General features: G+C 42.8%; 14 protein-coding genes. 11 read left to right on the top strand and 3 right to left on the bottom strand.

From position 1 onward, the window contains the following. Nucleotides 1–70: 70 nt before the first annotated feature. Both trpS and V1501_RS05445 read right to left on the bottom strand, forming a co-directional pair. The gene (gene trpS, locus V1501_RS05440; protein ID WP_409291815.1) at nt 71–1,057 is read right to left on the bottom strand and encodes a tryptophan--tRNA ligase; all 987 of its coding nucleotides are present in this window, start codon (nt 1,055–1,057) and stop codon (nt 71–73) included. Nucleotides 1,058–1,284: 227 nt separating this feature from the next. Next, the gene (locus tag V1501_RS05445) at nt 1,285–1,641 is read right to left on the bottom strand and encodes a DUF3899 domain-containing protein (protein ID WP_409291816.1); all 357 of its coding nucleotides are present in this window, start codon (nt 1,639–1,641) and stop codon (nt 1,285–1,287) included. 416 nt (nt 1,642–2,057) lie between these two features. Between V1501_RS05445 and V1501_RS05450 the strand changes: the two genes are divergently transcribed. From V1501_RS05450 to V1501_RS05475, 6 genes are all read left to right on the top strand, one after another. Then, nucleotides 2,058–3,719 (top strand): peptide ABC transporter substrate-binding protein, encoded by a 1,662-nt coding sequence (locus V1501_RS05450; RefSeq protein ID WP_409291817.1) that lies wholly within the window; start codon nt 2,058–2,060, stop codon nt 3,717–3,719. Between the two features lie 133 nt (nt 3,720–3,852). After that, a complete protein-coding gene (gene opp3b, locus V1501_RS05455; protein WP_409291818.1) occupies nt 3,853–4,782 on the top strand; it encodes an oligopeptide ABC transporter permease in 930 nt (309 codons plus the stop codon). Continuing rightward, nucleotides 4,782–5,795 carry an oligopeptide ABC transporter permease gene (gene opp3C, locus V1501_RS05460; protein ID WP_409291819.1) on the top strand — a complete coding sequence of 338 codons (1,014 nt, stop codon included), beginning with the start codon at nt 4,782–4,784 and terminating at the stop codon, nt 5,793–5,795. The genes opp3b and opp3C overlap by 1 nt, the downstream gene beginning before the upstream one ends. A gap of 18 nt (nt 5,796–5,813) precedes the next feature. Continuing rightward, entirely contained in the window at nt 5,814–6,884 is a 1,071-nt protein-coding gene (locus V1501_RS05465; RefSeq protein WP_409291820.1) for an ABC transporter ATP-binding protein, read from the top strand. Between the two features lies 1 nt (nt 6,885). Further along, nucleotides 6,886–7,818, top strand: coding sequence for an ABC transporter ATP-binding protein (locus V1501_RS05470; protein ID WP_409291821.1), 933 nt, complete (start codon nt 6,886–6,888; stop codon nt 7,816–7,818). 163 nt (nt 7,819–7,981) lie between these two features. Continuing rightward, nucleotides 7,982–9,181 (top strand): putative glycoside hydrolase, encoded by a 1,200-nt coding sequence (locus tag V1501_RS05475; protein ID WP_409291822.1) that lies wholly within the window; start codon nt 7,982–7,984, stop codon nt 9,179–9,181. A 15-nt stretch (nt 9,182–9,196) separates the two neighbouring features. Here the strand turns inward: V1501_RS05475 and V1501_RS05480 are convergent, their stop codons facing one another. Beyond that, complete coding sequence (locus V1501_RS05480; RefSeq protein WP_409291823.1) at nt 9,197–9,409, bottom strand: hypothetical protein; 213 nt, start codon at nt 9,407–9,409, stop codon at nt 9,197–9,199. A 480-nt stretch (nt 9,410–9,889) separates the two neighbouring features. On the opposite strand from V1501_RS05480, the gene spxA reads away from it, so the two are divergent. From spxA to pepF, 5 genes are all read left to right on the top strand, one after another. Continuing rightward, nucleotides 9,890–10,285 carry a transcriptional regulator SpxA gene (spxA, locus tag V1501_RS05485; protein WP_409291824.1) on the top strand — a complete coding sequence of 132 codons (396 nt, stop codon included), beginning with the start codon at nt 9,890–9,892 and terminating at the stop codon, nt 10,283–10,285. 374 nt (nt 10,286–10,659) lie between these two features. Further along, nucleotides 10,660–11,334, top strand: a complete 675-nt coding sequence (gene mecA, locus V1501_RS05490) for an adaptor protein MecA (protein WP_409291825.1) — start codon at nt 10,660–10,662, stop codon at nt 11,332–11,334. 142 nt (nt 11,335–11,476) lie between these two features. Further along, on the top strand, nt 11,477–12,985 hold the full coding sequence (gene cls / locus V1501_RS05495) for a cardiolipin synthase (protein WP_409291826.1): 1,509 nt from the start codon (nt 11,477–11,479) through the stop codon (nt 12,983–12,985). 223 nt (nt 12,986–13,208) lie between these two features. Further along, nucleotides 13,209–14,399, top strand: coding sequence for a competence protein CoiA (locus V1501_RS05500; protein WP_409291827.1), 1,191 nt, complete (start codon nt 13,209–13,211; stop codon nt 14,397–14,399). Between the two features lie 117 nt (nt 14,400–14,516). Continuing rightward, nucleotides 14,517–16,331 (top strand): oligoendopeptidase F, encoded by a 1,815-nt coding sequence (gene pepF, locus V1501_RS05505; protein WP_409291828.1) that lies wholly within the window; start codon nt 14,517–14,519, stop codon nt 16,329–16,331. The last annotated feature ends 384 nt before the right edge of the window (nt 16,332–16,715 follow it).

Here is a 16,715-nt window from a genome sequence, read left to right on the forward strand (position 1 = left end):
CGCATATACTTTAAAGCAGCAAAGAGGCTGTCCTGATCAGGACAGCCTCTTTGCCGTATTGCGGCCTGCTTCATCTCTTTCTGCCAAGGCCCATTGCATTATTGATCTTCCTGATCATTTTGCCGGCCTCTCGGTTTGCTTTTTCGGCGCCGCGGTCAAGAATTTCATCCAGCTCTTCGGAGTTAATGAGGCTGTTATATCTCTTCTGTATCGGGGAAAGGGCCTCAATTACCACAGCTGCCAAATCGCCTTTGAAATCGCCGTAACCTTTTCCTTTGTAGCTCTCTTCAATGTCCTGCACAGGCTTTCCGCTGAAGATAGAATAAATGGACAGCAGGTTCGAGACACCCGGCTTGTTTTCCTTATCAAATTTGACTACGCCTTCTGAGTCTGTTACCGCACTCTTTATTTTCTTCTCAATGGTTCGTGCATCATCAAGAAGGGTGATAAATGCTTTCTTATTCACATCGGATTTACTCATCTTCTTGAGAGGATCCTGAAGGGACATGACCCTTGCCCCTACTTCCGGCAGCCGGATTTCCGGAATTGTAAAGATATCGTTGTATCTCTTATTGAATCTTTCGGCAAGGTCCCGGGTAAGTTCAATATGCTGCTTCTGGTCATCGCCGACAGGCACAATATCGGTCTTATAAAGGAGGATATCAGCTGCCATGAGCGGAGGATATGTTAGCAGTCCTGAAGAGACAGCATCTTTTCCGGTCGATTTATCCTTGAATTGTGTCATCCTTTCAAGTTCCCCTATATAGGAAATACATTGCATGACCCACCCTGCCTGCGCGTGTGCGGGTACTTCTGATTGGATGAAGATGGTGGCCTTTTCCGGGTCGAGACCGATGGAAAGATAGAGGGCTGCAAGGCTTCTGACATTCTTCCTGAGTTCAAGCCTGTCCTGCGGCATTGTAATAGCATGCTGGTCGACAATGCAGAAATAACAATTATAATCGTGCTGAAGGTCAACAAACTGTTTCATCGCCCCTATGTAATTGCCGATCGTTACATTGCCTGTCGGCTGGATGCCGGAAAATATAGTCTTCATTCAGTAACAACTCCTAATATGATGGTCTATTATAAGCCATAAAAAAAACCAATCCATCCCTGCAGGGACGAATGGCATTTTTAAAATGGACAGTCCATTTTTATGGCGCCCGTGTCCATTGTCCCGGTCTAAGCATCCGGGACAGACTTTCCGCCATGCCCAGCTGAAAAATGGTTTAAAGTTTTATAGTCTATTTTATCCTAACATAAGGGCATTCTGCAACTATGCTAGAGCACAGCGAGAAGGCTTATTAAACATCCAAGGAGTCCGGCAAGGAAAAAAGGGAGAGTAAGGCTGTATTTTCTATTAACAGGATAACCAGTCTTATCCAGTTCCTCGGTATCAAACTGGGCGACATAAGCACCAAGTCTATCCAATTTAAGGAAATTCTTCATGCTGAAAATGATTCCATTAAAGAATCCTCCTTCCACTACAAAAAGGAAGGCAGCGGCCATAACTAGAAACAGTCCAATGAAGAAAAGAGCGTTCAAAAATGAAGTGGAGTATTTGTAGGCTCCAAAAAAAGCAAAGACAGCCGACAGCAGGATGGCTGCCAAAAAAACAATGGCGGATCGTTTAATCATAACGGTTATTATTCCTCCAAAAACAAGCAAAATTCATTATAAAAAAGTATAGCTATTAATGGACTTATTAGGCAAGCATTATTAAAATAGAGAGCGAAGGCAAGCGAGTTTTTCAACCTTGGAAATGCAAGTTACTTACATTTTTGGGAATTACGGCCTTTCTAAAATCTTTAGAATTTTCCCAAGTATGGATAAGTTATTAAGAAAATTTTATGGTAATAATAAGAATATTTTCCCTGTCTTGACAGATGAAAAGCTTGAAAAATCAAGGTTTTTTACAATTAGGGATTTTTTACCTGAAATCTTCCCGTAAAGAAATTGTAAAAAAACATTGAAAAATTATATGGATTAAACTTATAATAAGAACGAAATCTTCAGAAAATTTGAAGATAAAACAATGGGGAGGTCAATCTAGAATGAACAAAAAGTTTTCGTTTCTTTTGGTTCTAGTCCTTGCTCTAAGCACGTTCCTTGCTGCATGCAGCGGCGGCGGCGAAAAAGCTGGGAACGAAGGATCTGGTTCAAAAGGGGACAGCAAAGGGTCTGACTCCAAAAAAGAGCAGGTATTAAATTTAATCGCATCTTCCGAGATTCCATCAATGGACTCTACACTTGCAACTGACTCCGTTTCATTCAATGTAATGAATAACGTATACGAGGGTCTTTACCGTCTAGACCAGAAAAACCAGCCTACTCTTGGTATGGCTGCAGAAGAGCCTAAGGTAAGTGAAGACGGCAAAACATATACGTTTAAAATCCGCGATGCAAAATGGTCTAACGGCGACGCTGTTACAGCCAACGACTTCGTTTTCTCTTGGAGACGCGCAGTAGATCCTGCTACAGCAGCTGAATATGCTTACATGCTTTACGATGTAAAGGGTGCTGAAGAAATCAACAATGGCAAAGCTAAGGTTGATACTCTGGGCGTTAAGGCAATCGATGATAAGACCCTTGAGATCCAACTGAAAAACAACATTCCTTATTTCAAATCTCTATTGTCATTCGGAACTTTCTACCCGCAAAACGAAAAGTTCTTTAAAGAACAAGGCAAGAAATACGCTCTAGAAGCTAACACAGGCGTTTACAATGGGCCATTTACGCTCAGCGACTGGAAACATGAGCAGAGCTTCCAGCTTAAAAAGAATGCTTCTTACTGGGACAAGGACGCTGTAAAACTTGAAACAATCAACTTCAATATTGTTAAAGACACAGCTACCGGCGTTAACCTGTATGAGACTAAAAAGGCTGACCGCGTCGGCTTGACTGCTGAATTTGTTGATAAATATGAAAAAGATCCAAACTTTGCAACATCTCCAGATACTTCTGTATTCTTCCTTCGTCTGAACGAGAAGAACAAAGTACTTAAGAACAGAGATGCACGTAAGGCGATCGACATGGCTTGGGATAAGAAGGCATTCGTTGATGTTATCCTGAACAATGGATCAACTCCTGCAAACTTCCTGGTTCCTGGCAATTTTGCTGAAGGTCCGGACGGAAAAGACTTCCGTGAAACAAACGGAGAACTTTCTAAGCTTGATGTAAACGAAGCTAAAAAGCTTTGGGCAAAAGCTAAGAAAGATGCTGGATTCGATAAGGTTACTCTAGAACTATTAAACTATGACGATGACAGTGCTGCGAAAATCAGCCAATACCTTAAAGAACAGCTTGAAACGAACCTTGAGGGCCTGACAATCAACATTAAGCCTCAGCCGTTCAAGCAGAAGCTTGACCTGGAATCAAAAGGAAACTATGACTTCTCATTCGCTGGATGGGGCCCTGACTACCAGGATCCAATGACATTCATCGACATGTTCGTAACAAACGGAGCTCACAACCAAATGGGCTATTCTAACCCGAAATATGACAAGCTTGTAAAAGATGCTAAAGGTCCGCTTCTGTCTGACCTGGATGCACGCTGGAAAGCACTATTAGAAGCTGAAAAGATCCTTATGGATGACGCTGCCATTTCTCCTATGTACCAAAGAGGTACTGCATTCCTTCAACGCGAATATGTTAAGGATGTTGTAGAGCACCCATTTGGCGGAGACTTCGGCTATAAATGGGCTCACATTGAGTAATCATTGATTACTGGATGTATAGCAGAGGAGAGTATGTGCTAACTCACATACTCTCCTTTTTCCCTTATTGCAGAAAAATCTGAATAAATAGATTTATAGAAAAAATTACTAATAGAAAAGGGGGGCTAACGGGATGTTGCGTTATACTCTTCAAAGAATCGTATACATGCTGATAACATTATTCGTTATTGCTACACTGACGTTTTTCCTGATGAAGCTGCTGCCTGGTTCACCTCTGAAAAGCCAGGATAAGCTGTCACCAGAGCAGGTGCAGATCATCAATGAAAAATACGGGCTGAATGATCCTCTGCCAGTTCAATATGTACACTATATTTCTAACTTAGCAAAAGGTGACCTGGGGCTTTCGTTCCAATATGATAACCGCCCTGTTTCAGAAATCATTTCAGGAAGAATTGGACCATCAGCGCAGCTAGGCTTACAGGCGCTAATCATAGGATCAATTGTTGGCCTAATTTTAGGGATAATTGCTGCGATAAAGCACAATACATTTTTCGATTACGGCGCTACATTTCTGGCTGTTTTAGGTATCTCCATTCCTTCATTCGTCTTTGCAGGCTTCCTGCAGTTCATCCTTGGTGTAAAGCTTCAATTGCTTCCGGTAGCACTATGGGAAGGCTTTACGTATACAATCATGCCGACAATAGCACTATCAGGATTCGTAATAGCCAATATCTCCCGTTTCATGAGAACAGAACTGCTTGAGGTAATGAACTCCGATTATATTATGCTTGCCAAAGCAAAAGGAATGAGCCAATCAGGCATTGTCGTAAAGCATGCCATCCGAAATGCGCTGATCCCAGTAATCACTATCATCGGGCCGCTGGCAGTAAACATCATGACGGGATCACTAGTAATCGAAAGAATTTTTGCAATCCCAGGATTAGGGGAACAATTTGTCAAATCTATCAATACAAATGATTACACAGTCATAATGGGTACTACCATTTTCTATAGTGCTCTCTTCATCTTCATCATTTTCGTAGTCGATATCCTCTACGGAGTTGTCGATCCAAGAATACGTCTGGCAGGAGGAAAAAAATAATGGAACAAAAGCAAATACCGCTTTCTTCTGACTTATTCCGTCCCGCCGGCAGCAAGGGCGACCTTGAAAAAATTGAAAGGCCGAGTCTGAGCTACTGGCAGGATGCATGGCACAGATTAAGAAAAAATAAAGGTGCGATCTTCGGTTTAATTATAGTAATAATAATCACTCTGCTCGCCATCTTCGCACCAATGGTAAGCAGCCATACGTACAAACAGCAGAATCTCGCACTGTCAAAGATGCCGCCTAAAATGCCGGTTCTTGAGCATGTTCCATTCCTTGGACTTGACGGAAAGGATAAGGACGGCTTTGATGTGTATAAAGCCAAGAACGTAAAAGAATATTACTGGTTCGGAACAGATGACCTTGGACGTGATCAATGGGTCCGTGTATGGCAGGGAACCCGGATTTCCCTGATCATCGCTGTTGCCGCAGCATTGATTGATCTTTGTATCGGAATAATTTATGGAGGTGTCGCAGGTTTCTACGGCGGCAGGACAGATAATATCATGATGAGGATCATTGAAGTCCTGATTGGTATTCCTCAATTGATCCTGGTCATTCTATTTATCCTGATTTTCAAGCCGGGAGTTTCATCCATCATCCTTGCAATGGTCATTACAGGCTGGACCGGGATGGCAAGGATCGTCCGCGGCCAGATTTTAAAAATGAAAGAACAGGAATTTGTTTTAGCTTCCAAGACACTGGGTGCTCCAAACTCCAGATTGATAGGGAAGCACTTGATACCAAACGTACTCGGCCCTATCATAGTTACAACAATGTTTACAGTGCCAGGCGCGATCTTCACAGAAGCATTCCTTAGCTTCATCGGCCTTGGAATTGCGCCGCCTCAAGCTTCACTTGGTGCGCTGGTCAATGACGGATTCAGGTTCATCCAGACCTATCCATATCAGCTGATCATCCCATCCATTGTAATCAGCCTGCTGATCCTCAGCTTCAACCTGCTGGGTGACGGCCTGCGTGATGCTCTGGATCCTAAAATGCGTAAGTAATTAAGGAGGAGAAGAAATATGGATAAGGTTTTAGAAGTAAAAGATCTGCATGTCTCCTTCGATACGTACGGCGGAGTCGTTAAGGCTGTCCGTGGAGTTAATTTCGACCTGAAAAAAGGGGAGACACTTGCCATCGTAGGTGAATCCGGTTCTGGTAAATCGGTTACCTCCAAGGCTCTCATGAGGCTGATACCTAACCCGCCGGGACGTATTTCCAAAGGAGAAATCCTTTTTGACGGCAAAGATCTTGCAAAAGTCTCCGAAAGGGAAATGCAGAGAATCCGCGGTAAAGAAATTGCCATGATATTCCAGGATCCGATGACATCATTAAATCCAACCATGAAAATTGGCAATCAGATCATGGAAAGTCTGATCAAGCATCAGAATTTAAGCAAAAGTGCGGCGAAAGAGAGAGCGCTTGAGCTTTTGAGGCTCGTAGGGATCCCTCAGCCTGAAGTGCGGATTAATCAGTATCCCCACCAATTCTCAGGCGGTATGAGGCAGCGTGTAGTGGTTGCTGTTGCTCTTTCCTGCAATCCGAAGGTATTGATTGCGGATGAACCGACTACTGCTCTTGACGTAACTATCCAGGCACAAATCCTTGAACTTATGAAGGACCTGCAAAATAAGATTGATACATCCATTATCTTCATTACCCATGATTTGGGTGTCGTGGCGAATGTCGCTGACCGTGTTGCTGTTATGTATGGCGGCCAGATTGTCGAAATGGGTACAGTCGATGAAATATTTTATGATCCAAGGCACCCGTATACCTGGGGGCTCCTTGCTTCCATGCCATCACTGGATACAAGCATCCAGACTGAGCTGACCGCTATACCTGGAACTCCGCCTGATCTAATGAATCCGCCAAAAGGCGATGCATTTGCACCACGGAGCGAGTATGCATTGGAAATAGACTTTGAGTATGAACCGCCAATGTTCCAAATTTCCGAAACACATTTTGCAAAGACCTGGCTGCTCCATGAAAATGCACCTGCTGTCGAGCCGCCTAAAGCCGTAGTTGATAAGCAGCGCAAAATGGCATCCAATTTTGCAAAACCAAGATTGGCTGAGGAGGTTGTCCGCTGATATGGCAGAGAAATTACTTGAAATAAAAAACTTGAAGCAGCATTTTAACGTGGGCAAGCCTAATCAGGTTAAAGCTGTTGATGGCATCTCCTTTGATATTTTCAAAGGTGAGACGCTTGGCCTGGTTGGGGAGTCCGGCTGCGGTAAATCCACCACAGGCAGATCCATCATCCGTCTCTATGACGCTACCGATGGCGAGGTGCTGTTCGAGGGAGAAAATGTACATGGCAGAAAATCGCGTTCTGACCTGAAAAAGTTCAACCGCAAAATGCAGATGATTTTCCAGGATCCGTACGCATCGTTGAATCCCAGGATGACTGTAGGTGATATCATAGCTGAAGGCATTGATATCCATGGGCTTGCCAAAACCAAAAAAGAAAGAATGGACAGGGTTTTTGAGCTTTTGAATACAGTCGGACTGAACCGGGAACACGCTTCACGTTATCCTCATGAGTTCTCAGGCGGGCAGCGACAAAGGATTGGAATTGCAAGGGCTCTAGCAGTCGATCCTGAATTCATCATTGCGGATGAGCCGATTTCTGCACTGGATGTTTCCATCCAGGCACAGGTTGTCAACCTGATGAAGCAGCTTCAGCGTGAAAAAGGGCTCACATACCTGTTTATTGCCCATGACCTTTCGATGGTAAAATATATAAGTGACCGAATCGGGGTCATGTACTTCGGCAAACTTGTTGAACTTGCGACAAGTGATGAGTTATATAAAAATCCGATTCATCCTTATACTCAATCTCTTCTGTCTGCGATTCCTCTTCCAGATCCTGAGAGTGAGAGAACAAGAAAGAGAATTGTATACAACCCTAATATTCATAATTATACGGAAGGCGAACAGCTGGAAATGCGTGAAGTAACTCCAGGCCATTTTGTCTACTGTTCAGAAAAAGAATTTAAACAATATCAAAGCATATATAAATAATGTGGAGCGGCTCTATAGACAGGGCCGCTTTTCTTATTATGAATATACCCGCTAAAAAGACAGAATAATCTAAATTTATAAAGAAAAAATTTATTATCCAGAGTGAAAGACCTTTATGCAGGGTAAATCCAAAAGAAGATAGAAAAGGGAGGTTGGCATTATAGTGAGAGGGAAGAAACTCTTGTTGAAGGGTGCGCTGCTGACAGCTTTGATTACAGCTATTCCGGCAGGATCGGTTTTTGCAGACGGAAGCAGTGAGATAGGCAGCAGGGAAAACCTGCATCTGGCACAATACCAAAAAAAACTGCCTGAACGTTTACCGAGGTTTACCTTTCAGTCCGGCTACCAATTTTCTTATCCGGATGCTGTAAGGGGGATTTATGTTTCGGGTAATATTGCGGGTTCAGAACGGTTTAGGGATTTGGTGGGTCTTGTTCAAAATACCGATTTAAACGCAATGGTCATCGACATAAAAAATGACAGCGGAAATTTGACTTATGTCCCGAAGGATTCCAAATATAAACATGCAGCAAGAAGATACATACCTTCACCTGAAAAAATGATGAAAACGCTGGAAAAAGAAAAAATATATCCAATCGCCAGGGTGGTCGTTTTTAAGGATTCAGAGCTTGCGAAAGATAGACCGGAATTGTCTTTCAGGGATGGTAAATCAGTATGGAAAAACGGCAGAGGCGAAGCGTTCGTGAATCCATTCTCTAAAGAAGTCTGGGATTACAATGTAGAAATAGCCATCGAAGCTGCCAAGATGGGATTTAAGGAAATCCAGTTTGATTATGTTCGATTCGCCGAAGGCTTTGAAAAGCGTGAAAACAGCCTTAAATATGAAAAGGGAGAGTACGGCAGCATGGATATTCCCGAATCCCAGAAGCGGGTTCAGGCTGTTACAGACTTTGTTGCCTATGCAAAGGAAAAGCTCATGCCTTATGATGTTCACGTATCAGTCGATATCTTTGGTTATGCCGCCACACTTCCTGAAGCACCTGGGATTGGGCAGAATTTCACAAAGATAGCCGGCAATGTGGACGTTATTTCCTCAATGATCTATCCTTCGCACTGGACTTCTTATTTTGGAATTGAAAAACCGGATCTCGAACCATACAAGCTGGTATCCCAATATGCCAAGCTGGAGAAGAAGAAACTTGCTGAATTACAGGACCCTCCAGTTTCGAGGCCGTGGCTGCAGGATTTTACTGCCAGCTGGCTGGGTCAGGGAAACTATTTGAACTATGGCAAAAAGGAAATCGAAGAGCAAATCAGAGCTTTAAGGAGCGGAGGAATCAAGGAATACCTGTTATGGAATGCAAGCAGCCGCTATACGAAAGATGTTGATTATACTCCATAAAAAAACAGGCCGGCATTATGCCCGCCTGTTCTTTGATGGAGTACTATTTTTTCTTCCGCCTACGGGTTTCCAGCCTGACTGAATACTAGCTGATTTGTCAGTGAATTCAAACTTTTTGTTTCCGGAAAAGAGTTTCTCTCCAATGCCATTTGATATGACACCAATAAAGGCTGTGATTCCAATGACGAGGATTGATACTAAAATCAAATCCGTTATATAGGCTGCCATCATGAACCTCCTGTTTGTGACGCTTATCTTTATTCTATTGGAAAATCCAGTTTTTAGGAAGGGAATCCTCAAATAAATATTCGATAAAAAAGGTTTATAAAATGAGAAAAACCGGGTATTAAAAAGGGGGATGCGAAAAACTTCCTATTTTTAATTGATTTAGAATAGTGAGAAAGTTTGAAGAATAAAAAAATCATGGAAAAGAAAATGACTATATATGAAAAAAATGTAAAAATATTAGGTATTTTGTCAGTTTTTCTTAAATACTGAGCTGAATCATGGACAAAACGGATACGGATTGTACTACCAATTTCATATTTTTTAAAATCCCCCCCTATTTTAGCCAGAATTGGTGTATAATGAATTGTGATAGATATTACTAATTTAAAGTAATTCTAATTAGTGTATAAAAATCGGAAGGCAATCTTGTTATCCCAGCATAGATCATCGATTCTATAACCAGGGAGTGTGAATAAATTAATGGTAACCTTGTATACTTCTCCAAGCTGTACATCATGTAGAAAAGCCAAGGCGTGGCTTGAAGAAAATGATATCTCCTATTCAGAAAGGAATATATTCTCAGAGCCGCTGTCTATTGATGAAATCAAAGAAATCCTTCGCATGACGGAAGATGGGACGGATGAAATTATTTCAACCCGTTCTAAAACCTTCCAAAAATTAAATGTAAACGTAGAGTCACTGCCTCTGCCGGAACTATATAAGCTGATTAAGGATAACCCGGGGCTGTTAAGAAGGCCCATTATCCTGGATGAAAAAAGACTTCAAGTTGGGTATAACGAAGATGAGATCCGCCGTTTCCTTCCGCGTAAAGTTCGTACCTACCATCTGCGGGAAGCACAGCGCATGGTCAATTAATTATATGCTTTTGATGTTTCCGGCCGAACAGGCCGGAAATTTTTTTATTCAGCCTAAAGTATGATAAAATACAAGTATAATCTTATTCAGTTTCAGCCGAATATAAGGATTACCCCCTCTTCATGAATTGAGGGGCAGCAGGCGGGCAGTGTTCTTTCCAGAATAGTTTAGAAAGCGCCGGAATAGGGAATATTAGGCGAACAATTGTTTTTTTTATTTATCTGTTTTTTGTTTCCCTTCTTCAGAAAATTGTCATAAAATATATCAAACAGAATATTTATGATCCGCTGTATAAAGCAGGAAACAGCAGCAGCAATGGATTTTGCCAGGGAGTAAAGTCCCTCCCATAATCGGAGCAGAAGGGAGAGGAAATCATGGAAATTGAACGCATTAATGAGAATACAGTAAAGTTTTATATTTCTTATATTGACATAGAAGAACGCGGGTTTGACCGTGAAGAAATATGGTATAACCGTGAGAGAAGTGAAGAACTTTTCTGGGAAATGATGGACGAAGTTCATGCCGAAGAGGAGTTTATGGCGGAAGGTCCGCTATGGATCCAGGTTCAAGCCCTCGATAAGGGCCTTGAGGTTCTCGTAACCAAAGCCCAGCTTTCGAAGGATGGACAAAGGCTTGAATTGCCATTGTCAGAGGATAAGCTTAAAGACCTCACATTGGATGAGAACCTGGAGGATATCCTGGAAGAACAATTCCAGGGGCGGGGAGAGAGCCCCAGTTCAGCGGGCTACGAAAATGGAGTCCTGGAGTTTGTTATGAGCTTTAGCGATTTTGAGGATGTTATATCCTTAAGCAGCAGTACAGGAATTGACGACATCCATTCAAAGCTGTATGTACTGGACAATAAATATTATTTGTACGTTGAATTCATCGAAAATGAAGACGAGGAAGACAAAATTGATGATGTTCTGAGCATACTCCTTGAATACGGGAATGAATCTGCAATTACGGTCCACCGTTTGCAGGAATATGGAAAGACAGTGATAGAAACAGACGTTTTCCAGACAATAAGAAAACACTTTTCTAATTAATAATCCGATTTCTTTATAGGAAATCGGTTTTTTTTGTATGAAAGCTGGAGCAGGATTTAAAAATATATGGATGAAGATATTATGATTAATTTAGGGTATATATCATTTAGGCTGTCTTAGAATTTGGATTGTAGGTGAGCACATGAAAAATACGGTGCGTATAGGAATTTTTCTTACCGGTATATTTTTAATCTGGTATTATTTTAACGATTACATAGGTGGAAAAGCGGTCAGTTACTTCAGTCTTGTTCTGACTCTGTCATTAATTATCATCGGGTTTGTCATTTTCCTTGAAAACAGGCAACCCATCCATACTCTCACGTGGCTGGTTGTCTTCGGGGCTTTTCCGCTCCTCGGCTTTTTCTTCTATCTGCTGTTTGGACGAAATTATCGAAAAGAAAGAATGTTCCGCAAAAAATTCTTCCTGGATAAACAAACCTTCCTGCAGATACAAGGGGAGCGCAGTGTATCAGAGGAGAGAATCCAAAGGATGGGGGAGCATAAGCAAAAAATGTTCCGGCTGGCCCAGAAGATGGGAAACAGCCCCATATCCTTCGCAAGTGAAACCAAAGTTTTGACCAATGGGAATGAGACATTTTCCTCTATCCTGGAAGAATTGAAAAAAGCCAATCACCATATCCATATGGAGTATTACATAGTCAGGGATGATGATATTGGAAGGGAAATTAAAAATGTTTTAGTCCAAAAAGCCCGGGAAGGTGTGAAGATCCGCTTTATGTATGATGCGGTCGGTTCCTGGACGCTGCCCCGCCGCTACATAAAGGACATGAGAAATGCAGGGATAGAGATCGTGGCATTTGGTCCGGTCAGGATGCCTTTTCTAAATAATAAGTTCAACTTCAGGAACCATAGGAAAATTATTGTTGTAGACGGGAGTGTTGGATTTGTCGGCGGCCTTAACATCGGTGACGAGTATTTAGGAAGAGATGAACAATTCGGCTTTTGGAGGGATACTCACCTTTGGGTAAGGGGGGAAGCTGTCAGATCGCTGCAGCTTATCTTTTTACAGGACTGGTATTATATGACCAGCCACAGCTTCCTGACAGATGAATACCTATCAGCCATGCCGATTGAACATAAGCATGGAGGCGTCCAGATGATTGCGGGCGGACCGGATAATGAATGGAGTGTAATCAAGAATATATTCTTTTCCATGATCAGCTCTGCTGAAGAATCCGTGTGGATTGCTTCTCCATACTTCATCCCTGATGAAGATATATTCCAGGCTCTGAAAATTGCTGCCTTAAGCGGCATTGATGTCAGGCTGCTCGTTCCGCAGAATCCAGACAAATGGATTGTGTATCATGCCTCAAGATCTTATTTTCCAGATCTTCTTGAGGCCGGGGTCAGGGTTTTTGCCTATAAGGAAGGCTTTATGCACAGTAAGATTGTCATTGTGGACAAGGAGTTTGCTTCAATCGGGACTTCTAACATGGATATGAGAAGCTTCCATCTTAACTTTGAAGTAAATGCTTTCCTCTATAAAACAGGGAGTACCCAAAAGCTGGTCCAGGACTTTATCCAGGATCTCACACAGTCAAGGGAACTGCACCAGGATACCTTCAATAAACGAAACATTGGCCTGAGACTGCTGGAATCAACCTGCCGGCTGCTCTCACCATTGCTCTAGCCTGCCGGCCGGCAGGTTTTTTTTTCTGGAAAAGGCGCTGAGCTGCATGTATCATAAGGCTTCCTGCAGCTAGGTGTATACATCAATGGCTTTGCCGGCATGCCTGCTCTTGTCAAGGTTCCTTTCCATGCCTTGACTGCTAGTAGAAAACTGATCTTTGTTTTCTGGAAGGATATAAGACCAAGTGTGTAGAATTGATGAAAAAAGAAGAGGAGGTATGCATTTGCTGACTGTTAAGAATGTGGATGGCACACTTTTTACCATTACCAGGAGATCTGAAAAGATTGATATTGAATTCTTGAAAAAAAAAGAATGGTATTGTCCATGCTGCAGCCAAAGGGTCATCCTGAAATCAGGAACCAAGAGGATAAGCCACTTTGCACATAAGAAGGCGGACGCATGTTCAATTAGTTTGGAACCAGAATCAGACTACCACCTGCAAGGAAAGCTGCAGCTGTTTGAATGGCTTCGGAATCAGGGGATGAGGCCGGAATTGGAACGGTATCTAAAAGAAAACAATCAAAGGCCGGATTTATACTTCGAATGGGAAGGCAATCAATTTGCCATAGAGTATCAATGTTCCCCACTCCCTTACAGGCTCTTCAGGCAAAGATCGCTCTCCTATCAGCAATCCGGGATAGTCCCTGTGTGGATAATCGGCAGAAAAAAACTAATATCCTATGGCAGCACTCTTAATAAACTCACATCCTTTCAGTGGTACTTCGCACAAGCCTCGGAGCCATATCCCTCAATTATTTCCCTCTGTCCCTTTCAGAAAGCCTTCTTCAGGCTGGGGGCAATCACTGCCTACTCCCCTCAGATATCTTTTGCCGAAACAGAGAAACTGCCCCTTCAAAAAACTCCATTTATCCATCTTTTCCAAAACAATAGTTCTGTGACAACAAGGCAAGTGGTGAACTGGTTCAAGAAATTGGACAGCTGGAAAATCTCGGCATATAAGCACGCAAGCATTCACCACCCGCTTTACAGTGCAATTTACCTGAATGGGCTGCTTCCCTCAAGCCTTCCGCCTTTCATCGGCCTCCCAGTGCCCTTTGGCCACCATATTGAAACACCTGCGGTTGAATGGCAGGCTTATGTTTATCTTGATGTATTGTTGAAATTTGAGGAGGGCGGGCCGTTCAAGAAAAGCCTCATCCATGAAGCCTTTCAGAGGCGGATTACAAGGCGGGATGTGAAGCTGAGGGAACTTTCCTCACATGGAGGTCATACAGGATTCCAGAAACCATTGGACGCATTTCTCGATGTCCTTAGGAGGAGCGGATATGTGGCTGACGGCTTTAAGAAAGGGAGTCTTATCATTAATCGATGTCCGGATTTTTCTGCGGAGACCGGGGCATGGAATACTGGTCTCAAATTCTTTCAGGCATTTGGAGACATGGAAATGGTATGAACGAAGTGGAAGGCGTATGATAGATGTGACATGATTTTTAATGTTATTGGAGGATTTTTTTAGGGAAAAGCGAATACTCTAAAGGTATGGATTTTTTGATAATGGAGGGAACATTCTATGTCACAGGAAACTACAGTCAAGTCTTTGCCAGCCAGAAGTGAAATACCTGTTAATGATACATGGAAGCTGGAAGATATCTTTGCTACTGATAAGGATTGGGAAACTGAATTTCAGGGTCTCAAGGAAGAAATCAAAAAAGCGGACGCCTATAAAGGTACACTGGGGGAAAGTGCGGATAAATTGTTTGCAGCCCTTCAATTCCAGGATGAAATCATGGAACGCCTGGGCAGGCTGTATACATATGCTCATATGCGGTATGATCAGGACACCACTAATTCTTATTACCAGGGATTCGACGACCGTGCCAAAACTTTGTATACCCAGGCTGCCAGCGCCTTCTCTTTTGCGGTTCCCGAGATTCTCGGCATTGATCCGCAAACGATTGAACGCTTTCTTGATGAGCATGGGGAGCTTAAGCTGTATAAGCAGGCCCTTGATGAAATCAATCTGCAGAGACCGCATGTGCTTTCCGCAGACCAGGAAGCCCTCCTGGCACAGGCGTCAGAGGTTATGTCTGCTTCACAAAATACGTTTGGCATGCTGAACAATGCTGATCTTGAATTCCCGGCCATCAAGGATGAAGATGGTGAAACAGTGGAAATTACCCATGGAAGGTATATACGCTTTCTTGAAAGCGAGGACCGGAGGGTAAGGGAAGAGGCATTTAAAGCGGTGTACAATACGTACGGCAAATTCAAGAACACCTTTGCAAGCACACTTGCTGGCACGGTGAAGAAAGATAATTTCAACGCGCAGATCCGTAATTATGATTCTGCACGCCATGCTGCATTAAGCGCCAATAATATCCCAGAGTCGGTTTATGATAATCTTGTTAACACAGTCAATGATAATCTTTCTCTGCTTCACCGTTATGTGGAGCTGCGGAAAAAGGTGCTGAAGCTGGATGAGCTCCACATTTATGATATGTATACACCGCTTGTTAAAGATGTGAAAATGAAGGTTTCATACGAAGAAGCAAAAGAATATATCATAAATGGCCTTGCACCGCTTGGTGAGGAATACAGCTCAATTCTTAAGGAAGGGTTTGAAAAACGCTGGGTGGATGTCCATGAAAATAAAGGCAAGCGCAGCGGGGCTTATTCGTCAGGAGCATATGGGACCAATCCGTATATATTGATGAACTGGCAGGACAACGTGAATAATCTGTTCACCCTGGCCCATGAATTCGGCCACTCGGTACACAGCTACTATACCAGGAAATCTCAGCCGTATCCTTATGGGAATTATTCAATATTTGTTGCGGAAGTGGCTTCCACATGCAATGAAGCGCTGCTCAATGATTATATGCTGAAGACCGTGGATGACGAGAAAAAACGCCTTTACCTTCTTAACCATTACCTGGAGGGCTTCAGGGGAACCGTTTTCCGCCAGACGATGTTCGCAGAATTCGAGCATCTTATCCATCAAAAATCGCAAGAGGGCGAAGCGCTGACTTCGGAGCTTTTGACCAAGGAATATTACGAGCTGAACAAGAAATACTATGGAACGAATATCGTAATTGACGATGAAATCGGGCTTGAATGGTCCAGGATTCCGCATTTCTATTACAATTATTATGTATACCAATATGCAACCGGCTTTAGTGCGGCTACAGCCTTGAGCAAATCCATTCTTGAAGAGGGAGAGCCGGCAGTGGGAAGATATATTGAATTCCTGAAGTCCGGAAGCTCAGATTATCCTATTGAAGTCCTGAAAAAAGCAGGAGTCGATATGAATCAGGCGGAACCAATTCAGCAGGCATGCAAGGTATTTGAAGAAAAACTGAATGAGATGGAAAGTTTATTATCATAAGGAACGCTATAAAAAGCTGTCCCGTTATATCCAGGTTTAATTCAGCCTGGACTGTTTACGGGGCAGCTTTTAATCGTTTGTATCTTTTCTAGTAGATTGTTGTTTCCAAACAGTTCTTTGGGAATTTAGTTATTAAACAAAATTAAGTGCAGCCCACGGGACTACTGATCCAGCTGGAGGCTTTCGAACTTTGAGCCATAAGGCTTTCGGGTAAATGGGATTAAGCTTCTGTATCAGCACGACGCCTGCCAATCAGCAAATCTCCTTTCGCTAACGCATAATTGCGACTAAGCTTCTGTCTTCACTTGCGCTTGCCAATCAGCAAGTCTTCTTTCGCTAACGCATAAGTGCGACTAAGCTTCTGTCTTCGCTTGCGCTCGCCAA

The organism is Paraperibacillus esterisolvens, from assembly GCF_046237625.1.
Classification (GTDB): Bacteria; Bacillota; Bacilli; order Bacillales; family DSM-1321; genus Paraperibacillus; species Paraperibacillus esterisolvens.